The organism is Nocardioides humi (assembly GCF_006494775.1).
GTDB lineage: Bacteria > Actinomycetota > Actinomycetes > Propionibacteriales > Nocardioidaceae > Nocardioides > Nocardioides humi.
In genome coordinates this window covers 986514-1006869 of sequence record NZ_CP041146.1, presented here as the reverse complement: position 1 = coordinate 1006869, position 20356 = coordinate 986514, and the positions used below count along the sequence as shown (strand labels likewise).

Genomic DNA, 20356 nt, shown 5'->3' with positions numbered 1-20356 from the left:
AACGGGCCGCCGCGCAGCACGGTGTCGGACATGCCGACCGATGAGCCCAGGCCGCCCCGCAGCGGGGACGGGGTGCGCGTGGAGTGCCCACGCTGCCCCGCGCCGGTGGCCGAGGTGGGCGACGGGCGCTGGTCGTGCCCGGACCACGGGATCGTCGTACCCCTGTGGCGGCCGGTGACGTCGTCGTACGACGAGTTCGCGGCCCACCTCCTGCGCGTCGGCCCGTTCCCGACCTTCCTGCCGTGGCCGCTCGGGCCCGGGTGGTCGGTCAGCGACTTCGCCGCGGTCGTCGCCGACGGCGAACCGCCGCGCGCCACCATGGCCTGCGTCTCCGGCACCAGCCAGCTCGACGGGCCGGTCGACGTGATGGTCATCAGCGAGGAGCCCGGCACCGGCTTCGGCGCGCGCGTCGCCGGCCTCGCCACTCCCGACGATCCCGAGCGCATCGATCCCGGCCACGAGGTGGGGGAGGGGCCGGCGCCGGTCCGGGTGCGCGTCGACCAGTACCCCGTCGGCCTGTGGCCGGTGTCCGTCAGCACGTCGCCGGGGGAGTGGGACCGCTCGGTCCTGGCCGGCGAGGCCGGCGGCCGCTGGCTGTGGCTGGTCCTGCGTCCCGCCTCCGCGATCCTGCTGCTGCGCGACGACTGGATCCTCCGTGACATCTCCGCGACCGGGCCGCAGCTGGTCGCCCTGCCCTTCGGGGGCCGGCGCCCTCCTGGTGAGGTAGTGCAGACACCACCCCCATCCGGGTCGGTGCGCTACTGACCTCGGCGTCCCCGGTGGTGAGGCTGGAGTCATGTCAGCTCCCCGTGGGTCCCGCCCCCTCACCGTCGTACGACGTCGGCCGTTCACCGCCCTCGGGCTGCTGCTCATCGTGGTGGTGGCGCTGGGCACCGGCGCGATCGCCACCGGCCCGCTCGGCCACGGCTGGGGGCGCGCCCTCGCCTACGGGCCGGGCGCGCTCGAGGCGGGCCACTGGTGGACCCTGCTGACCGGCCCGCTCCTGGCCATCGCGCCCTGGTGCTACCTGCCCGTCCTGCTCAGCTTCGCGGTCTGCGTCGGCTACGCCGAGCCACGGCTCGGCACCCTGCGCACCGCGCTGCTCTGGCTGGGCAGCCAGGTCGGCAGCGTGCTCATCGCCAGCGCGCTGATCCTGGCGGTCGGCCCGGACTCCCTGCAGCGGTCCCTCGACGTCGGGCCGTCCGGCGGGGCCCTGGCCGTCGGCGCGGTGATGACGGCGTTCCTGAGCACCGTCCCGCGCCGCATGGCCCGCGGCGGGCTGATCGCCTACGCCGTCGTCGCGCTGCTCGCGGTCGGCCACCTCGCCGACGTGGTCCACCTGGTCGCCGTACTCGGGGGGCTGCTCATCGGCTCCCTGATCGGGCCCCGGCGCCGGCCCCTGGTCAACCGCGACCGTGCCGTCGAGCACCTGCAGCGCGACGGCGGCGGCTCGATCTCCTGGATGACCACCTGGCCCGGCGTGCGCTACCTCTACGACCCGCGGGGCGAGGGCTACATCGCCTACCGCCGCCACCTCGGCGTCGCGCTCGCCCTCGGCGACCCGATCGGCACGCCCGGCTGGCGGCACCGGGCGCCGGCGGAGTTCGCGGCCTTCTGCGCCGACGAGCACCTGATCCCGTCCCACTTCGCGGTGAGCCGCCCGGTCGCGGAGGCCGTCGCGCAGGTCGCGGGCGGTCGCAGCCTGCAGATCGGCGAGGACACCCTGCTGGACCTGCCCGGGCTGGAGCTCCGCGGCAAGCGGTGGCAGGACGTCCGCACCGCCCGCAACCGCGCTCGTCGGGACGGCATCCGCTTCGAGCTGGTCGTCCTGGCCGACGCGGACCCGCGCGTCGTCGCGCAGGTGCGGGCGATCAGCGACGGCTGGCTGCGCCGCCAGCGCACCCCCGAGCTCGGCTTCACCCTCGGCGGGGTCGACCACGCGATGGACCCGCGGGTCCGGGTCGCGCTGGCCCTCGACGAGGACGACCGGGTGCACGGCTTCCTCTCCTGGCTGCCGGTCCACGGCGGCGGGGGCCGGATCCACGGCTGGACCCTGGACCTGATGCGCCGCCCGGACGACGGCTTCCGGCCGGTGATCGAGTTCCTGATCGCCGAGTCCTGCCTGGTGTTCAAGGACGAGGGAGCACAGGTCGTGTCGTTGTCGGCGGCGCCGCTGGCCCGCAGCGAGGGCGAGCCGGACGGCTGGCTCCAGCGCGGCCTGGAGCGCTCCGCACGGGTCCTCGAGCCGCTCTACGGGTTCGCCTCGCTCCACGCGTTCAAGGCGAAGTTCTCGCCCCGGTGCGAGACGCTCCACCTCACCTACCGCCGGCTCGCCGACCTGCCGTGGATCGCCGCCGCCGTGCTCACCGCGTTCCTCGTGACGCCGAAGACCCGCGACGCGAGCGCGCCGCTCGCGCTGCCGGCTCCGTCCGCGCCGGCCCGGGCACTAACCTCGTACGGTGAGGATCGATCTCCACACGCACTCCAGCGTCAGTGACGGCACCGCCTCGCCCGCCGACCTCGTGCGGGCCGCGGCGACGGCCGGGCTGGACGTCGTCGCGCTCACCGACCACGACACGACCGCCGGATGGGACGAGGCGGTCGCCGCGGCGGAGGAGTCGGGCATCGGACTGGTGCGCGGCATCGAGGTCAGCACCCGGTTCCGCGGCGCCCCCGTCCACCTGCTGGCCTACCTGCCCGATGCCGACGACCAGGCCCTGCAGGCCGAGCTCGGCCGGATCGTCGCCGGCCGGGAGGAGCGGGTGCCGGCGATGCTGGCGCGGCTGCGGGAGCTCGGCGTACCGGCGACCGAGGAGGCGCTCGCCGAGGTCAGCCCCGGCAACCGCGTCACCGGGCGCCCCCACGTCGCCGACCTGCTGGTGCGGCTCGGGGCGGTGGCCGACCGTGACGAGGCCTTCGCGCGCTATCTCGCCGACGACGGACCGGCGTACGTCGACAGGTACGCCGCCGACCTGACCACCATGATCGGCCTGGTGACCGCCGCCCGCGGCGTCGCCGTCGTCGCCCATCCGTGGGGCCGCGGCTCCGCCGCGGTGCTCGACGACGGTGCGTTCGCCGTCCTCGCCGATGCGGGGCTCGCCGGCATCGAGGTCGACCACCTCGACCACGACGCCCGGGCCCGCGGCGGGCTCCGGGAGATCGCCGGGCGGCTCGGCCTGGTCGTCACCGGCTCCAGCGACCACCACGGCACCGGCAAGACCGGGCACCACCTGGGCTGCGAGACCACCGCCCCGGCCCAGCTGGAGCGGATCCTCGACCGGGCCGCGTCGCTCCGCTCCCCGACGACCCTGGCCGGGAAGGCCCGGCGATGATCGAGATCGTCCTCCTCGTCGAGGTCTTCGTGACGCTCTTCGTGATCATGGACCCGGTCGGCACCGTGCCCATCTTCCTGTCGCTCACCGCCGGCCGCAGCCCGGCCACCGCCCGCCGCGCCGCGTGGCAGGCCGTGGCGGTGTCGTTCCTGGTGATCACGCTGTTCGCCTTCTTCGGCCAGCAGATCCTCAACTACCTGCACATCTCGCTGCCCGCGCTCCAGTGCGCCGGCGGCCTGCTGCTCCTGCTCGTCGCCCTGGAGCTGCTGACCGGCAAGGAGGAGGAGATGACCGCCTCCGCCGACGCCAATATCGCCCTCGTCCCGCTCGGCACCCCACTCCTCGCCGGCCCCGGCGCGATCGTGGCGACCATGCTCTTCGTCCAGGACATCGACACCTGGGAGGACGGCCTCGCCGTCGCGCTCGGCGTCGTCGGCGTCCACATCGCGCTGTGGGCCGCGATGCGCTACTCCCTCCCCATCCTCCGCCTCATCCGCGACGGCGGCGTCCTCCTCGTCACCCGCATCGCCGGCCTCCTCCTCTCCGCCATCGCCGTCCAGCTCGTCGCCGACGCCGTCCGCGCCTTTATCGCCGGCGAAGGCTGAGTCGATGGCGCGAGCGCGTCGTCGCTGCGCTCCGCCGCGCTGCCGCGCGCGCCGTCGGCGTTCGCCGGTGGCCGCGGTCGTCAGGCGGCCAGACAGGCGGCTCGCGGGAACGCCGATTCCTGCGCTCCGGTCGCTCGTCCCTCGCTCCCTGCGCTCCGTCGCTCGGCGTTCCCGCGACGACCGCTTCCTGGGTGATCGGGGTCCGGCACCTGCTACTTGCGGCCGAGGGACTGGAGGCGCTGGAGGGCGGGGCGGGGGACGAGGCGGCTGGCGGTGACGATCGCCTTGTAGCGCTTCGAGGGGACCGACATCGCGCGGCCGCGGTCGAAGTCGGCGAGGGCGTCGCGGACCAGGCGCTCGGGCTCGAGCCAGAGCAGCCCGGGGGCGGAGGCGTCGCGGTCGATGCCGAGGCGCTGGTGGAACTCCGTCTTGACGAAGCCGGGGCACAGCGCCATCACGGTCACGCCCTGCCCGGCGTACTCCCGGTGCGCCCAGGCGCTGAACGAGTTCACCCACGCCTTCGCGGCGCTGTAGGTGCCGCGGGGGAGGAAGGCGGCGACGCTGGACACGTTGATCACGCCGCCGCGGCGGCGCTCGACCATGCCGCCGAGCGCCGCATGGGTCAGCCGCAGCACGGCGCGCACGAGGACGTCCTGCTGCGCCTGCTCGACGTCGATCGGGTTGTCGAGGAAGCGCTCCTTGAGCCCGAACCCGGCGTTGTTGACCAGCAGGTCGACGGGCGCGGCCCGGTCGGCGAGCCGGGCCTCGACCCGGGCGAGCTCGTCGAGGGAGGTGAGGTCGGCGGGCAGTACCTCCACCCCCACGCCGTACGACGACCGGAGCTCCTCGGCGACCGAAGCGAGCCGCGCCTCGTCGCGGGCCACGAGGACGACGTCGTCGCCGCGGGCGGCGAGCTGGCGGGCGAACTCGAGGCCGATGCCGGCGGTCGCGCCGGTCACGAGAGCAGTGGGCATGCCGCAACACTAGGAGGTGCGGAGCCTGCGCCCGGCGATCCGGCATGATGGGTCCCGATGAACAGCGAGCAGGTTGCCCCCACGATCCTCGCCGTCGCCAACCAGAAGGGCGGCGTCGCGAAGACGACCAGCGTCGCCTCCATCGGCGCGGCCCTGGCCGAACGGGACCAGTCGGTGCTGCTGGTCGATCTCGATCCCCAGGCCTGCCTGACGTTCTCGCTCGGCGTCGACCCCGAGGACCTCGAGCTGTCGGTCCACCACGTCCTCACCAAGGGCACCGCGGTCGAGGAGGTGATCATCGAGACCGACGACGGCGTCGACCTGCTCCCGGCGACCATCGAGCTGGCGCGCGCGGAGGCGGACCTGCTCACCCGCACCGGCCGCGAGCACGTCCTGCGGGGTGTGATGGAGGACCTCCGGGCGTCCGGCCGGAGCTACGACTGGGTGCTCCTCGACTGCCCGCCGTCGCTGGGCGTGCTCACGGTCGCCGCCCTCACCGCGGCCGAGGGCGTCCTCATCCCGCTGCAGTGCGAGACCCTGTCCCACCGCGGCGTCGGCCAGCTGCTCGACACCGTCCACGACGTACGCCGCTTCACCAACCGCGAGCTCGCCGTGTGGGGCGTCCTCCCGACGCTGTACGACGGCCGGACCAACCACGCGCGCGCCGTGCTCGACACGATCGCGGAGACCTACGACCTTGAGGTCGTCGAGCCGCCCATCCCCAAGACCATCAAGTTCGCCGAGGCGCCGGCGGCGGGCCGCTCGATCCTCGCCACCAGCCGTACGAGCAAGGGCGCGCAGGCCTACCGTGAGGTGGCTGGCGCCCTCCTGGACCGATCGGCGCGCTGAGCCCGTCGTGAAGCACGCAGCACCACGCCATGCCGCCGGGCGGCACCGTGCCCCCGCGCGTCCCCGGTACGGCCGGATCACGGCGGTCGCCGCGGCGCTGACCGTGACCGTCGTGGCCGTCGCGGGCGGGTTCGGGCTGCTCCCGGGCGGCGGCGGCCCGGCAGCGGCGGGCTCGGCCGGATCCGCCGGATCGGTCGGCGCCCGGGAGACCCCGTCCCCGCAGGCCGACGAGCTCGCCGCGTCCGGCGAGCCGGCCGCGAAGGACACGCCGAAGCCCGACGACCTGCCCGCCCTGGACGGCGCCGTCACCGGCGACCTGGCCGACACGGGCTCCCGGATCGCGGCGGTCTCGGACTCCACCGAGCTGCCCGCGGCGTCCGGCGCCGGCCGGCGGATCGTGTTCAGCGAGGGCCGCCAGCGGGTCTGGCTGGTCGACGCCGACGGGTCGGTCGCGCGGACGTACCTCGTTTCCGGCAGCGTCTACGACAACCTCGAGCCCGGCACCTACTCCGTCTACTCCCGCAGCCGCAACGCCATCGGCATCGACGACTCGGGCACGATGGAGTACTTCGTCCGGTTCACCCGGGGCACCCAGGGCGCCGCGATCGGCTTCCACACCATCCCGGTCGACGACGGCAAGCCGGTCCAGACCCTCGACCAGCTCGGTACGCCGCTCTCGCACGGCTGCATCCGGCAGGCCCGCCCCAACGCGATCGCGCTGTGGGACTTCGCCCCGGTCGGCACCAAGGTCGTCGTCACCACCTGAGCCCCACCCGGCGCAACGGTCACAGCCGTCACAGGCACGATTTGCCCTGCCCGGGGTGGGTCTGCCTAGGGTGCCCGGATGCTCGCCCACCTCGGAAAGCACCTTGCCCGGATCTGCGCCGCGCTGATGGTCCTCACCCTCGGCGCCACCCTCTCACCCGAGCAGCCGGCCGCCACGGCGGCCGCGCCGGAGGCGAAGGGCGCCGGCTACGAGATCCGCGCCATGTCGTTCAACATCCTCACCGCCTCGATGGCCCCTGGCGGCGCGGCGCGCGCGAACAGCGCCGCGAACCAGGTGCAGGAGCGCAGCCGCGAGGTCGTCGCCTTCCAGGAGGTCCACCGCTCCCAGCTGAAGGTGCTGCGCAAGCGTCTGCCGCGCTTCAAGTTCTACCCTCGCCGCAGCCTCGGCAACTACAGCTCGGCGATCCAGCTCGCCTGGAAGGCCGACGTCTACCAGGCGAAGAAGAAGGGCGTGATCTACCGGCCCTTCCTGGGCCACCAGCGTGCGATCCCGTACGTCAAGCTCAAGCACCGCAAGACCGGCCGTGTCTTCTACGTCGTCGCGATCCACAACTCGCCGGGCGGCCAGGAGCGCGAGCGTGACATCTCCACGACCAAGGAGATCAAGCTGATCAAGCGGCTGGAGGCCAAGGGCGACCCCGTCCTGGTGATGGGCGACATGAACGAGCGGGTGGAGTTCTGCCAGCGCGTCGCCAAGGCGACCGACCTGGTCTCGGTCGGCGGCACCAAGCGCAAGCCGTGCCCCGTCCCGCCGAAGGCCGGCCCGGACTGGATGATGGCGACCTGGACCGGCACCAAGTTCAGCGACCACCGCAAGGTCTACAACGGCATCAGCGACCACCCGGTGCTGGTCGGCAACGTGTGGGTGGAGCCCGCGGCGAGCTGACCTCCGTCAGCTCCTCGACCACAGCCTGAGACGGAGCGGAGCCCGGGACAGGCCCGGGCTCCGCTCCGTCGTCTCCTGATCAGGCCGACTGCGTCTCCGTGGAGCCCGTCCCGCCACCGGTACGACGGCGCCGGCGCCGGTTGCGGCCGGCGGGACGCTCGGCGCCCTCGGGCGGCGTACCCGCGCCGTCCGTGGCCGCGGCGGCGGTGTCCCGCGCGCCGTCCCCTCGACGGGCTTGCCGCCGCGGGTCCGGGTGCGCGTCCGGGTCCGGTTGCGCTCGCCGCCGGAGCGCCGCTCGCCTGAACGGCTCGCGCCGCGCTCGCCCGACCGCTCGCCGCGCGGTGCAGGCGGCGCCGGGGGAGCGATCCGGCCCTTGGTGCCGGGTGCGATGCCCTGGTCGTGGAAGAGGTGCTCGGAGGTCGAGTAGGTCTCGACCGGCTCGTCGAAGGGCAGGTCGAGCGCCTTGTTGATCATCTTCCAGCGGTGCACGTCGGTCGCGTCGACCAGCGTGATCGCGATGCCCGAGGCGCCGGCGCGGCCGGTGCGGCCGATCCGGTGCACGTAGGTCTTGTCGTCCTCGGGCAGGTGTAGTTGATGACGTGGCTGACGCCGGAGACGTCGATGCCGCGGGCGGCGACGTCGGTGGCGACGAGGACCTTGATCTTGTCCTCGCGGAACCTGGTCAGCGCCTTCTCGCGCGCCACCTGCGCCATGTCGCCGTGCAGGGCGCTGGCCTTGAAGCCGCGCTCGACGAGGTCGTCGGCGACCCGCTGCGCCTGCCGCTTGGTCCGCGTGAAGACGATCATCTTGTCGGCGTCCTCGGCCTGCAGGATCCGGCCGATGATCTCGGGCTTGTCGAGGTCGTGGGCGAGGTAGATGAACTGCGCGGTGGCCGGCACCGTCGCGTTCTCGTACGACGACTCCGCACGGATGTTCATCGGGTGCCGCATGTGCATGCGGGCCAGCGACACGATCGCGGCCGGCATGGTGGCGGAGAACAGCATGGTCTGCCGCGTCTCCGGGGTGAGCCGCAGCAGCTTCTCCACGTCGGGCAGGAAGCCCAGGTCGAGCATCTCGTCGGCCTCGTCGAGCACGAGCGCGTGCACGTGGGAGAGGTCGAGGACCTTGCGGTTGGCGAGGTCGATCAGCCGGCCCGGCGTACCGATGACGATGTCGACGCCGGTCTCGAGGGCCTCGATCTGGGGTTCGTAGCCGACGCCGCCGTAGATGGTGAGGACGCGCAGGCCGCGGTCGCGGCTGGCGATCTCGAGGTCGCTGGACACCTGGAGCGCGAGCTCGCGGGTCGGGGCGACGATGAGCGCCTGCGGCTTGCCCTGGGGCAGCTCGGAGTAGTCGGGGTCGGTCGGCGCGACGCTGCGCTGGATCACCGGGATGCCGAAGGCGAGGGTCTTGCCGGTGCCGGTGCGGGCCTGGCCGATCAGGTCGGTGCCCATCAGCGCGACGGAGAGGGTCATCTCCTGGATCGCGAAGGGGTGCGTGATCCCGGCCCGCTCGAGCGCGTCGCAGATCAGGGGCATCACGCCGAGGTCGCGGAACGAGGGCCCGCTGGTCTCCTCGGTCGCCGTGGTGGCAGGGGTGGACGCAGCGGTGATGTCGTTGGAAGTCAGTGTTCTGTTCGCTTTCGTGAGTGTCGTCGGCCGGTCGGCAGGCGCCAGATTCGATGCGGCCGATTCACACTCAGCCGCGCACATACGTGGGCGGGTGCCCGGGCGGGCCGCGCCGCCCCGAGGGGCCGGACGGGCTCTCGCCACGGTCTAGTCTACTTGTAGCCTGCACCTATGGCTGAATCCGCCGACGCGACCGCTCCCACCGCCGACGCCGACCCGGCCTATCGCGAGGCCGTGGTCGACCTCCTGGCCGCCATCGCGTACGGCGAGATCTCCGCCTTCGAGCGGCTCGCCGAGGACGCCAAGCTCGCCCCCAGCCTGGCCGACAAGGTCGACCTGGCGACGATGGCGAGCGGGGAGCTCACCAAGGTGCACGCCCTCCACGACCGGATCCGCGCGTTCGGCGCCGACCCGTTCGCCGCGATGGCGCCCTTCCGGGAGCCGCTCGACGAGTTCCACCGGCACACCGCGCCGGCGGACTGGTACGAGGGCCTCGTCAAGGCGTACGTCGGCGACGGGCTCGCCAACGACTTCTACCGCGAGATCGCGGCCTATCTCGACCCCGAGACGCGCGACCTGGTCATCTCCTCGATGGAGGAGGGCACGCACGCGACGTTCGTCGTCGACCGGGTCCGCGCCGCGATCGCCGACGACCCGCGCCTCGGCGGCCGGCTGGCGCTGTGGGGCCGGCGGCTGATGGGAGAGGCGCTGACCCAGGCGCAGCGGGTGGCCGCCGACCGCGACGCGCTGACCGCGCTCCTCGCCGGCGGCGTGGACCGCCCCGGCCTCGACCTGGCCGCCCTCGGCCGGATGTTCACGCGGCTCACCGAGCGCCACATGGAGCGGATGGCCGAGCTCGGTCTCGACGCCTGATCGACCCGGCGCGTCCGCCCCTCGGAATTGCACCGACCCGGCGCAAACTGACCTCCTGCGAGGTCAGTTCGCGCCGGGTCGGTGTGATCTCCGGGTCAGTTCGTGCCGGGTCAGCAGTGCTGGGTGACAGCCGCCTGCGCGGTGGCCGCGGCGGCGGTCGCCTTCTTCGACTGCTTCTTGGCCTTCTTGAGCTTCTTCTTCGTCTTGGTCACCTTGGCCGGCTTGTGCGCCTTCTTCGCCGACTTGGCCTTCTTCTTGGCCTTGCTCACCTTCGCCTTGGCCTGCGCCGCGACGGCCGCGGCCTGGGTGGCCTGGGCCTGGGCGGAGGTGCACGCGGCGGACGGGCCGTCGACGGGCGGTGCCGGGAAGTACTGCGCGGCCGGGCCGAGCCGGAACAGCTGGGTCTCGCCGGTGGCGTTGGCGAGGCCGTCGTTGTCCGTCACGGCGAGGGCCTCGCCGCCGGCGGTGATGGTGAAGCCCTCGAGCTTCTCCTGCGTCCATCCGTTCAGCGCCCTCATCCGCGGCAGCAGGTCGATCGCCAGGCGTTTGGCCAGCGGCGTCACCGCGCCGCCGGTCGTGGCCGGGAGGTCCACGGCGTAGACCCGCTTGATCGCGGCGGTGGTGCCGTTCTGCTTGTCCCGCTCGATCACGGCCAGGGTGTCGGCGTCGACCGCGGTGACCTCCGAGAGGCCGATCCAGTCGCCGGCGACCGAGGTCTGCTCGAGCGGATAGGTGAACCAGGCCCACGCACCGGTGGCGGGCGTGTAGCGACCGATCCGCGCGACATTCCCCTCCAGTGGCTCCAGGCTGCCGTTCGGGACGGTCGGGTCGACCCACAGCGGCCGCTGGACCGCGACGTACACCTGCTCGGCGGCGCCGGTGCCCCACGCGGTGACCCCTCGAGGCCCCAGCTCTTGATGTGCGCGCTGACCTCCTCCGGCAGGGAGACGCTCTCCTGGATCTCGCCGTCCGCGGCGAGCCGCAGCAGCTTGTTGCCGGCGCCGGTGGCGCCCTCCTGGGCGACCCAGAAGCCGCCCTCGGCGCGGGCGTGCAGGCCCTCGATGTCGATCGCGACCGGCGCGCCGTCCTCGGTCACGGTGATGACGTCGTCGATCACCGCCGGCTGCTGGGCCAGGTCGACGGCGTAGATCCGGCCGGTGGCGTACGCCGCGTCGCTGGCCGCCCACACCCGCTGCGGGTCGCCGGGCTGGGCGCTGAGCGCGCCGAGCGCGCCCCAGCCGATCGCCGTACCGCCCTCGTCGGCGGAGACGATCGACGGGAACGCCGGCGCGGTCGTGCCGAGCTCGTAGAGGGCGACCGAGGAGCGCACCAGGACGCTCGCGTCGTCGGTCTCGGAGGAGACGGCGAGCAGGTTGCGGCCGGGGATCGGGAGCAGGCCCTCGGGGCCGTTGGTGGTCGGGAGGACCTGGACGAACGCCGGCTCCGTCGGGTCGGTCATGTCGTAGACCGCGACGAAGTTGCTGCGCTCGGAGCCGACGAAGGCGTACGGCGTCCCGCCGAACTCGTCGAACGCCAGCCCCTCGGGCTCGGGGCCCTTCTTGCCCGCGCGGTCGTCGTTGAACAGGCCGTGGCGGATCGCGAGCTGCTCGAAGGAGTTGCCGGCGTCCCACACGACGTCGCCGGTCGCGGCGTCGAAGACGGTCCAGCCGCGGGTGCCGCCCTTCCAGTCGCCCTCGTTGGCGGTGGCGACCAGGCCGTCGCCGACCCACTGGACGGCGTCGGGCTCACGGGGGAGGTCGATGCTGTCGACGGGGTCGAAGAGGCCGTTCTTGGTGGCGTCGACGCCGGAGACCTGGGCGTTGCCGGCGCTCCAGACGTGGTCGATGGAGGCGGTCGGCAGGTCGATGACGACGACGCCGTTGTTCTCCTGCAGGGTCAGTGCCAGCTTGTTGTCGTCGTTGATGTCGACGTACTCCGGCTCGGCGTCCTCCGGGGTGTCGAGCCCGGCGAGGTCCGTCTCGGTGAGCTCGACGGGGGTGGCCTCCCAGGTCGTCGGGTCCGGGTCGCCGATGTCGATGATCTGCACGAAGCCGGCCGGCGGCTGGGGGAGGTCGCCCTCGTCGCCGCCGTCGGGCGTGACCGCCTCGTTGCGCTGGTTCTCGATGGCGATCGCGGCGTAGCGCCCGTCGGGGCTGATCGCGATCGAGTCCGGCTGGCCGAGCAGCGGGATCGAGGCGATCTCCTCGTGCTCCCCGGCGAGGGCGACCACGTCGAGGCGGCCGTCGCGGACGCCGTCCGCGGGAGGCAGGTCCTCCCACGGCGTGTCCTCCAGGCCGGGGTAGGTGCTCTCGTCGACGACGACGAGCGCGTTGTCGCCCACGATGGCGACCGATGTGGGGCTGTCGGTGCCGTCGCCCGCCACGTCGTGGCTGCCGAGGCCCGCGGGCGCGGACGGGTCGGTGATGTCGAGGAACCCGATCCGCCCGCCCAGGGCATCGGTGTAGGCCAGCGTGTTCCCGTCGGCGGAGACCGCCGAGATCTCGGCGACCGTCGGCGCCGCGGGGTCGACGTCGTCCGGCACGTTCTGGAACACGGGATAGGTCGCGACCCGGTCGAACCACGGGCCGGCTTCGGCGCCGGCCGCGACCGTGGTCGGGAGTGGTGCGGCGGCGCCGGGGAGGGCGGCGAGCGCGCTTGCGGCCAGCGGCGCGACCGCCAGCAGGGCGACGGACAGCGGGCGCAGTCGTCGCGCCCGGGTGCTTCGTGGCATGGGTGAGGCCTTCCGGATCAGGTCCCGAGATTGCTGAGGATTCGCAAAGACCCTCATCGCCCCGGGCGACGCCCTCGTGGCCGGTGGGCGACGTCCGGGTGAACGCTGTGCCGGCCCCGTCGTGCTGGCCGAGGGCGCAGCGGCCGTCGAGGCCTTCTACCGCTCCCTCGTCCGCCTGTACGACGACGGCACACCGCGGACCCGGCACATCACCACCAACGTGACGATCGAGGTCGACGCCGAGGCGGGCACGGCGACCGGAGCGGCGTCGTACACGGTCTTCCAGGCGACGGACGCGCTGCCGCTGCAGGCGATCATCGTCGGCCGCTACCGCGACACCTTCCGGCGCATCGACGGCGCGTGGTGGTTCGCGTCCCGCACGATGGCGGCGGACCTGAGCGGCGACCTCAGTCGGCACCTGCTGCGCTGAGCTCCTTCTCGGCGGCCGCCGCCGGCGCCGGCGTCCAGCCCGGCCGCGGAGATGGGCGCACGCCGCGAGCGGCTGTTCGGCGCGGTGCTCGGCACCGCCGCTCGCCTGCGCGATCCCCAGGACCCGATCCTCTAGGCTGACCGCGACGACAGCCGTCCCCGACCCCCAGGAGCAGTGCACGTGGCAGCGATCGAAGCCGTCGGAGCCCGCGAGATCCTCGACTCCCGCGGCAACCCCACCGTCGAGGTCGAGGTGCTGCTCGACGACGGGTCCTTCGCCCGGGCCGCTGTGCCCAGCGGCGCCTCGACCGGCGCCTTCGAGGCGGTCGAGCTGCGCGACGGCGGCGACCGGTACGCCGGCAAGGGCGTCGGCAAGGCCGTCGACGCCGTGATCCAGGCGCTCGGCCCGGCCATCGAGGGCCTCGACGCGGCCGACCAGCGGCTGATCGACCAGACCCTGCTCGAGGCCGACGGCACGCCCAACAAGGCCCAGGTCGGCGCCAACGCGATCCTCGGCGTCTCGCTGGCCGTGGCCCGCGCCGCGGCCGACTCCGCGGACCTCCCGCTCTACCGCTACGTCGGCGGCCCCAACGCCCACCTGCTGCCGGTGCCGATGATGAACATCCTCAACGGCGGGTCGCACGCGGACTCGAACGTCGACATCCAGGAGTTCATGATCGCGCCGATCGGCGCCCCGACCTTCCGCGAGGCGCTGCGCGTCGGCGCGGAGGTCTACCACGCGTTGAAGTCGGTGCTGAAGGACAAGGGCCTGGCCACCGGCCTGGGCGACGAGGGCGGCTTCGCGCCCAACCTCGAGTCCAACCGCGCCGCCCTCGACCTGATCGGCGAGGCGGTCGCCAAGGCCGGCTACGAGCTCGGCAAGGACGTCGTGCTCGCGCTCGACGTCGCGGCCTCCGAGTTCCACGACGACGGCGGCTACACCTTCGAGGGCGCCACGAAGTCGGCCGACGAGATGATCGCCTACTACGCCGACCTGGTCGCCAACTACCCGATCGTCAGCATCGAGGACCCGCTCGACGAGGAGGACTGGGACGGCTGGAAGGCCATCACCGACCAGCTCGGCGACAAGACCCAGCTCGTCGGCGACGACCTGTTCGTCACCAACGTCGAGCGGCTCCAGCGCGGCATCAGCGGCGGCCAGGCCAACGCGATGCTGGTCAAGGTCAACCAGATCGGCTCGCTCACCGAGACCCTCGACGCCGTCGAGCTGGCCCACCGCAGCGGCTTCCGCAACATGATGAGCCACCGCTCCGGCGAGACCGAGGACACCACGATCGCCGACCTCGCGGTCGCGACCAACTGCGGCCAGATCAAGACCGGCGCCCCGGCCCGGTCCGAGCGGGTGGCGAAGTACAACCAGCTCCTGCGCATCGAGGACGAGCTCGGCGACGCCGCCCGGTACGCCGGCGCCGCCGCCTTCCCGCGCTACCAGGGCTGAACGACCAGGAGCCGCCGATGGCTGCCACACCGGGCGACCGCCGTACGTCCGCAAGCCGGGCCGCCCCGTCGCGGGGCGGTCCGGGCCGCGGTACGCCGAGCGGCTCAAGGCCGAGCGGAAGAAGGCCGCCCGCGAGCGCGAGGCCGCCCTGGTCCGGGCCCGCGCCGAGCACCAGCAGAGGTCCCGGCTCACCAGCCGCGCCGCGATCCTCGTGCTCGTGCTCGCCGTGCTGGCCGTCTCCTACGCCTCCTCCCTGCGGGCCTACCTCCAGCAGCGGGGGAGCATCGACGCGCTGGAGGCGCAGATCGCCCAGCGCGAGGAGAAGATCGACGACCTCAAGGACGAGAAGAAGCGCTGGGAGGACCCGGCGTACGTCGCCCAGCAGGCGCGCGCCCGGTTCGGGTACGTCGCCAAGGGGGAGACGCCGTTCGTCGTCGTGGACGCCGACGGCAACCCGCTGGACGCCTCGGCCGAGCTCGGCGATCCCGCGCAGGTCGCCGACCCGGACAGGCAGACCTGGTACGAGGACGCGTGGGAGTCGATGAAGATCGCGGGCGACCCGCCGACCAAGGTGCGCGCCCCGAAGGACCAGATCAAGGCACCCAAGGAGGACCTCGCGCAGTGACCGGCGCAGTGACCAGCACCGACGAGGCGGTCATCGCCGCCCAGCTCGGCCGGCCGCCGCGCGGGGTCCACGCGATCGGGCACCGCTGCCCCTGCGGCAACCCCGACGTGGTCACCACCGAGCCCCGGCTGCCCAACGGGACGCCGTTCCCGACGACGTACTACCTCACCTGCCCGCGGGTGAACTCCCGCATCGGCACGCTCGAGGCGTCCGGGCTGATGCGGGAGATGCAGGACCGGCTCGGCACCGATCCCGAGCTCGCCGCCGCCTACCGCGCCGCGCACGCGTCCTATCTCGCCGACCGGGCGGCCGTCGGCGCGACCGGCGGCTTCGACGTCCCCGAGATCGAGGGCATCTCGGCCGGCGGCATGCCCGACCGGGTCAAGTGCCTCCACGTCCTGGCCGCCCACGCGCTCGCCGCCGGCCCGGGCGTCAACCCGCTCGGCGACGAGGTGTTGGAGATCCTGGGCGACTGGTGGGCCAAGGGGCCCTGCGTCTCCGCTCCGGATGCCGCGCCCGGCGCCGATGGCTGACCCCGTCGCCGCGATCGACTGCGGCACCAACACCATCAAGCTGCTCGTCGGCGATCTCGGTTCCCATCCCGACACGGTGCGCCGCGAGAGCCGGATGATCCGCCTCGGCCAGGGCGTCGACGCCACCGGCCGGCTGGCGCCCGAGGCGCTCGAGCGGGCCTGGACGGCGATCGACGAGTACGCCGCCATCGTCCGCGCCGCCGGCGTCGGCCCGGAGCGGACCCGGTTCTGCGCCACGTCGGCGACCCGGGACGCGGCCAACGCCGCGGAGTTCACCGCCGGCGTCCGGGACCGCCTGGGTGTCGACCCCGAGGTGCTGTCGGGCGAGGAGGAGGCACGGCTCGCGTTCACCGGGGCGGTGCGCGGGCTCGCCGGCGCGGTGGAGCTGGGCAGCCCCGCCCTCGTCGTCGACATCGGCGGCGGCTCGACCGAGCTCATCCTCGGCGACCCCCTCGGCGGACCCCGGATCGCGCACTCCATGGACATCGGCTCGGTCCGGCTGCACGAGCGGCACGTCCGTCACGACCCGATCGCGCCCGACGAGATCGCCGCGATCGTGGCCGACATCGACGCGGCCCTCGACGCCTGCCCGGTCGACCCCGCCGCTGCGGCGTCCGTGCTCGCCGTCGCCGGCACCAACACCACGATCGCCGCGGGCACCCTCGGGCTGGAGGCCTACGACCGGGCCCTGATCCACGGCCGGGTGCTCGCCGTACCGGACGTCCAGGCGCAGGTCGACCGGCTCCTCGCGATGACCGTCGCCGAGCGCCGCGCCCTCGGCTGGATGCACCCCGGCCGTGCCGACGTCATCGACGCCGGCGCCCTCATCGTCTCCCGCGTCCTGCGGCGGCTCGAGGTCACCACGATCACCGTCGCCGAGACCGACATCCTCGACGGGATCGCCTGGTCGCTCTAGGACCCGGGACCTAGGACCCGCACTTGACATAGCGTCACGTGTCGTTTCTCACATTTCAAGGCAAGAATTCGGGTGAGCGCCGACCCATTGGTCGCGGCCGTGACGGGTGACTGGCGGGTTGAACGCTCGCGAATCCCAGGATGTGAGACTCGATCGCCACGATTTTTCGCGGTCTCGCGCCTGTCCCGCGCGTGCTTCCCGGGTGAATTGCCGGGTGAACGAGCTTTCCTCCCGATCCGCGGTCCGGGGGCTCCCCAGGGGGATGCCGCCGCGCGGCGACGCCCTTGCCGGGCGCGGCAAACCGGCTCCACGACGGGGCTCTCGCGTCCGTCGGCGCGTTCATGGCGGGGTCGGTGCCCCGGCAATCGAGTCCGTGCATTTGCCAGTGGAGCGCCGGGAGGTTCGCCTAACATGCCTCCTGGTGAGTCAAGTCGACACGCGGTGGGCGGAGATTCTGGGGACGGTCGATCCGGTCGTTCTCGGTACACGCGTGCGCTCGGCCCGGGTGACCAAGGGGCTGACCCAGGGCGACCTGGCCGGCGAGACGTACTCGGTCGGATATGTGTCGCGGATCGAGACCGGCGCCCGGCGCCCGACCCTGCGAGCGATCACCGTGCTCGGCGAGCGGCTGGGGGTCTCGGTCGGGGAGCTGCTCGAGGGCGCCTCCGAGGAGGAGGTCGACGAGATCCGGCTGGGGCTCAGCTACGCCGAGCTCGCCCTGGAGAACGGCGAGGCGGTCGACGCCGAGCACCAGGCCCGCCAGGCGCTGGAGCGCGCGGAGGGGACCTCGGTCCCCGACCTGAAGACCCGCGGCCGGTTCGTCGTCGCCCGCGCGATGGAGGCGATGGGACAGCTCGACGGCGCGATCCTCGAGCTCGAGTCGCTGTTCGCGGAGGCCTCGGGCCTCGACATGATCAAGTGCGGGATCGCGCTGAGCCGCTGCTACCGCGAGGCGGGGGACCTCAACCTCGCCATCGACGTCGGCGAGCGGGTGCGCCCCGCCATCCTCGACAGCGGCCTCGAGCGCACCGACGAGGCGGTGCAGCTCGCGATGACCGTCGCGCTCGCCTACATCGAGCGTGGCGACCTCCACCGGGCCAATCGGATCTGCGCGGAGGCGATCGAGCTCGCCGAGGAGATGGCGTCGCCGACGGCGCGCAGCGCCGCCTACTGGAACGCGAGCATCGTCTACTCCGAGCGGGGGGAGACGCAGGCGGCGCTCACGCTGGCGTCCCGCGCGCTCGCCCTGCTCGGCGAGGGGCAGGACACCCGCAACCTCGCCTACCTGCGTCTCGAGCTCGGCCGCCTGCAGCTCGAGCTCGATGCACCGGACGTGCCGCGCGCGATCGACCAGGTCACCCGGGCCGCCGACGAGCTGCGCGGTTCCAGCGGGTCACGCGCGCAGATCGCGCACACCCAGGTCGTGCTGGCGCACGCGCTGGTGATGGACGGCCGTCCCGACGAGGCGCTCGAGATCGCCGTGGCGGCCCGGCGGGCCAACCCCGCCGACGCCTCCTTGGGCGCGGCCGAGGCCGCGATCGCCCACGGCGAGGCGCTGGCCGAGCTCGACCGGCGTGACGAGGCGATCGAGGTGTGCCGCGAGGCCGCCGACATCCTCGCGGCGCTCGCCGACGCCGACCGGTGGGTCGCCCAGGCCTGGTGCGAGCTGGCGGAGCTGTTCGAGTTCCTGGGCGAGGTCGTGGCCGCCCACACCGCCATCAAGGCGGCGGCGCGGGCGAGCGGTCTGCGGGTGCGCAGCCGCGAGCGCCGGCGCGTCGACTCCCCGGCCCAGGCCGGCTAGCCGGCCCGGGCTCCGAGGACGACCTGACGGACTAGCAGCAGCCGGCGGGGCGCGTGGCGATCGTGATGTCGCCGGCGCCGGCGGGCGCGCCGAGGGACACGGCCAGCGTGGCGGCGAGGGCGGCGGCGGTGGCGGCGAGGATCTTGCGAGTCTTCATGGTCTCTCCTTGGTGGGGGGTGTCCGGTTCACGGAGGCGGTGAGGTCGTCGGGAGCGGTGGGGTGCTGCCGGACTTGCCTCCGAGGTTGTCACATTTTGGCAAGTTCGGGAACGTTTCGGGGGCAAGCTCGTGCTACGGTTCTGTCAGAACGCCGGTATGAGGAGAGCCGCGGCATCGGGCGCCGTGCTCGTGCCGGCGCTTCGGGATCGACGGCGCCTCCTCCCGCCGTCGCCGAGAGTTCGCCGCCATCGGCTGCGGGGCCGCGGTCGGGACGCGAACGCGGCTCCGATGCGGGTGACGGACGAGTGCGGTGGGGGTCACACCCGACTAGTGCAGGCTCCCGCCCGTCTGATCCACGGCGTCTCCACAGGCTTGCCAGCCTCCTTGTGGGGGTGCCGATCCGCCGCCTATCGTCGACAGCGACCCGAGGGCCACCGCCCGGGGTCCGACCGATTGCTCTCTCGGGCGGATCGCAGCATTTCTTTTTGGCGTTGGCTCTCCCTTTTGGAACTCCCCGGCAGGGTGCGTTCCCTGACCTGCTGTGCCCTGGGGGAAAACCATGACGTCCTTGAGCGAGCGCCCGACTCGCGTCACCGAGCTACGGCCCACCGGCCGCACCGCTCAGCGCCCTCGCGCCGACAGGGGGGTGGTCACCGATGCCGACCTCCTGCGCCGCTGCCGCCACCGCGACGCGGAGGCGTGGAACGAGCTGGTCAGCCGCTACGAGCGGCTGGTCTACACCGTGGCGCTGCGCAACGGTCTCGGCGCCGAGGACGCCGCGGACGTCACGCAGAGCACCTTCGTCGCCCTGGTCGACGCCCTGGACCGGCTGCGCGACGACGAGAAGATCGCCTCGTGGCTGATGACCGTGGCGCGCCGGCAGGCCTGGCGCACCCGCAACCTCAGCCGCCGTACGACCTCGCTCGACGCGGCGCCCGAGGGCACCACCGAGCCGTTCGCCGACTGGGCGACGACCACCGCGCTCCATGACGCGCTCTCCACCCTCGGCGGGACCTGCCGGGAGCTCCTGCTCGCGCTCTACTTCGAGCCGGACTCCCCGAGCTACGCCGAGATCGCTCGCCGCTTCGGACGCTCCATCGGCGGCATCGGCCCCCTGCGCGGCCGGTGCCTCGACAAGCTGCGCGTCGTCCTGGGCGAGGAGGCACGATGACCACGCGGCCGACCTTCACCGAGCTGCTCGACTGGGTCGAGGGACGACTCGCCGGCGACCGGGCCGACGCCGTCGCGTCGTACGTCGCCGCCGGCGACCCGGCGACCACGGCGAGCGTCGAGTGGATCCGCGAGTTCATCGCCGGTGCGCGCTCGATGCCGCTGAGCGAGCCGCCCCCCGAGCTCAGCGCCCGGCTGCGCAACGTCTTCGAGGAGCTGCACCGCCCCGGCCACGGCGACGGCTGGTCCGACGCCTCGCTGCTGCACGATACCCGCACCGGCCTGGCGGTCGCCGGGCTGCGCTCGCTCGACGACGACGGCGTCCACCTGGCCTTCGACAGCGAGATCGGCCGCTTCGTCCTGGACGCGACCGCGGCGGGCGCCGGCGAGGTCGACATCCAGGGGCTGATCATGCTCGCGCCCGGGACCCGCGGCGTCGACCTGGCGTTCCTGGAGCGCGGCGATCTCCGGCGTGCCGTCCGGTCCACCCCGGACGGCCGGTTCGACGCGCGGGGCGTGCCCGTCGACGTGGACGAGCTGTGGCTCACGTCGGGAGCGACCCGGGTGCGCACCGTCCTCGACCTGCGCCGTTGAGGACGGC

20 protein-coding genes and 1 pseudogene are annotated in these 20356 nt (G+C 73.3%); 16 read left to right on the top strand and 5 right to left on the bottom strand.

All coding sequences use genetic code 11. The features are described 5' to 3' along the window. Positions 1–30: 30 nt before the first annotated feature. From FIV44_RS04925 to FIV44_RS04910, 4 genes are read left to right on the top strand one after another with little or no spacing between them, the layout of a single operon-like run. A complete protein-coding gene (locus tag FIV44_RS04925; protein ID WP_246086813.1) occupies positions 31–765 on the top strand; it encodes a DUF6758 family protein in 735 nt (244 codons plus the stop codon). 31 nt (positions 766–796) lie between these two features. Further along, positions 797–2497, top strand: a complete 1701-nt coding sequence (locus tag FIV44_RS04920) for a bifunctional lysylphosphatidylglycerol flippase/synthetase MprF (RefSeq protein ID WP_141003486.1) — start codon at positions 797–799, stop codon at positions 2495–2497. Continuing rightward, complete coding sequence (locus FIV44_RS04915) at positions 2460–3332, top strand: PHP domain-containing protein (protein WP_141003485.1); 873 nt, start codon at positions 2460–2462, stop codon at positions 3330–3332. The genes FIV44_RS04920 and FIV44_RS04915 overlap by 38 nt, the downstream gene beginning before the upstream one ends. Then, a complete protein-coding gene (locus tag FIV44_RS04910; RefSeq protein ID WP_141003484.1) occupies positions 3329–3937 on the top strand; it encodes a MarC family protein in 609 nt (202 codons plus the stop codon). The genes FIV44_RS04915 and FIV44_RS04910 overlap by 4 nt, the downstream gene beginning before the upstream one ends. Positions 3938–4149: 212 nt before the next feature. Here FIV44_RS04910 and FIV44_RS04905 read toward each other — a convergent pair whose 3' ends face one another. Further along, positions 4150–4911: an SDR family NAD(P)-dependent oxidoreductase gene (locus tag FIV44_RS04905; RefSeq protein WP_141003483.1), complete on the bottom strand. Its 762-nt coding sequence runs from the start codon at positions 4909–4911 to the stop codon at positions 4150–4152. Positions 4912–4968: 57 nt separating this feature from the next. On the opposite strand from FIV44_RS04905, the gene FIV44_RS04900 reads away from it, so the two are divergent. From FIV44_RS04900 to FIV44_RS04890, 3 genes are all read left to right on the top strand, one after another. Further along, on the top strand, positions 4969–5760 hold the full coding sequence (locus FIV44_RS04900) for a ParA family protein (protein WP_141003482.1): 792 nt from the start codon (positions 4969–4971) through the stop codon (positions 5758–5760). Between the two features lie 7 nt (positions 5761–5767). Next, positions 5768–6526 (top strand): L,D-transpeptidase, encoded by a 759-nt coding sequence (locus FIV44_RS04895; RefSeq protein WP_181410999.1) that lies wholly within the window; start codon positions 5768–5770, stop codon positions 6524–6526. 78 nt (positions 6527–6604) lie between these two features. Further along, complete coding sequence (locus FIV44_RS04890) at positions 6605–7432, top strand: endonuclease/exonuclease/phosphatase family protein (protein WP_141003480.1); 828 nt, start codon at positions 6605–6607, stop codon at positions 7430–7432. 6 nt (positions 7433–7438) lie between these two features. On the opposite strand, the gene FIV44_RS33895 is transcribed toward FIV44_RS04890, so the two are convergent. Then, complete coding sequence (locus tag FIV44_RS33895; protein ID WP_425465155.1) at positions 7439–7993, bottom strand: DEAD/DEAH box helicase domain-containing protein; 555 nt, start codon at positions 7991–7993, stop codon at positions 7439–7441. Beyond that, the gene (locus tag FIV44_RS04885) at positions 7903–8970 is read right to left on the bottom strand and encodes a DEAD/DEAH box helicase (RefSeq protein ID WP_425465154.1); all 1068 of its coding nucleotides are present in this window, start codon (positions 8968–8970) and stop codon (positions 7903–7905) included. The genes FIV44_RS33895 and FIV44_RS04885 overlap by 91 nt, the downstream gene beginning before the upstream one ends. Positions 8971–9231: 261 nt before the next feature. On the opposite strand from FIV44_RS04885, the gene FIV44_RS04880 reads away from it, so the two are divergent. Then, positions 9232–9933, top strand: coding sequence for a ferritin-like fold-containing protein (locus FIV44_RS04880; protein WP_141003479.1), 702 nt, complete (start codon positions 9232–9234; stop codon positions 9931–9933). A gap of 110 nt (positions 9934–10043) precedes the next feature. Here FIV44_RS04880 and FIV44_RS33890 read toward each other — a convergent pair. After that, positions 10044–12664, bottom strand: a pseudogene (locus FIV44_RS33890) (esterase-like activity of phytase family protein). Positions 12665–12785: 121 nt separating this feature from the next. Here FIV44_RS33890 and FIV44_RS04870 point away from each other — a divergent pair. The 6 genes from FIV44_RS04870 (at position 12786) to FIV44_RS04845 (ending at position 18427) form a co-directional block, all read left to right on the top strand. Further along, a complete protein-coding gene (locus FIV44_RS04870; RefSeq protein WP_219996296.1) occupies positions 12786–13094 on the top strand; it encodes a nuclear transport factor 2 family protein in 309 nt (102 codons plus the stop codon). A gap of 180 nt (positions 13095–13274) precedes the next feature. Continuing rightward, on the top strand, positions 13275–14552 hold the full coding sequence (eno, locus tag FIV44_RS04865; RefSeq protein WP_141003477.1) for a phosphopyruvate hydratase: 1278 nt from the start codon (positions 13275–13277) through the stop codon (positions 14550–14552). Between the two features lie 217 nt (positions 14553–14769). Continuing rightward, positions 14770–15177, top strand: a complete 408-nt coding sequence (locus FIV44_RS04860) for an FtsB family cell division protein (protein WP_246086812.1) — start codon at positions 14770–14772, stop codon at positions 15175–15177. Further along, the gene (locus FIV44_RS04855) at positions 15174–15710 is read left to right on the top strand and encodes a DUF501 domain-containing protein (protein WP_181410998.1); all 537 of its coding nucleotides are present in this window, start codon (positions 15174–15176) and stop codon (positions 15708–15710) included. Before FIV44_RS04860 ends, FIV44_RS04855 begins: the two co-directional genes overlap by 4 nt. Next, entirely contained in the window at positions 15703–16626 is a 924-nt protein-coding gene (locus FIV44_RS04850; protein WP_141003474.1) for a Ppx/GppA phosphatase family protein, read from the top strand. Before FIV44_RS04855 ends, FIV44_RS04850 begins: the two co-directional genes overlap by 8 nt. A 421-nt stretch (positions 16627–17047) precedes the next feature. Then, positions 17048–18427 carry a helix-turn-helix domain-containing protein gene (locus FIV44_RS04845; protein WP_181410997.1) on the top strand — a complete coding sequence of 460 codons (1380 nt, stop codon included), beginning with the start codon at positions 17048–17050 and terminating at the stop codon, positions 18425–18427. 31 nt (positions 18428–18458) lie between these two features. Here FIV44_RS04845 and FIV44_RS33040 read toward each other — a convergent pair whose 3' ends face one another. Then, the gene (locus FIV44_RS33040; RefSeq protein WP_281285809.1) at positions 18459–18584 is read right to left on the bottom strand and encodes a hypothetical protein; all 126 of its coding nucleotides are present in this window, start codon (positions 18582–18584) and stop codon (positions 18459–18461) included. A 647-nt stretch (positions 18585–19231) separates the two neighbouring features. On the opposite strand from FIV44_RS33040, the gene FIV44_RS04840 reads away from it, so the two are divergent. Further along, positions 19232–19756: an RNA polymerase sigma factor gene (locus FIV44_RS04840; protein WP_181410996.1), complete on the top strand. Its 525-nt coding sequence runs from the start codon at positions 19232–19234 to the stop codon at positions 19754–19756. Next, positions 19753–20349, top strand: a complete 597-nt coding sequence (locus tag FIV44_RS04835; protein WP_141003471.1) for a hypothetical protein — start codon at positions 19753–19755, stop codon at positions 20347–20349. The genes FIV44_RS04840 and FIV44_RS04835 overlap by 4 nt, the downstream gene beginning before the upstream one ends. Positions 20350–20356: the final 7 nt, after the last annotated feature.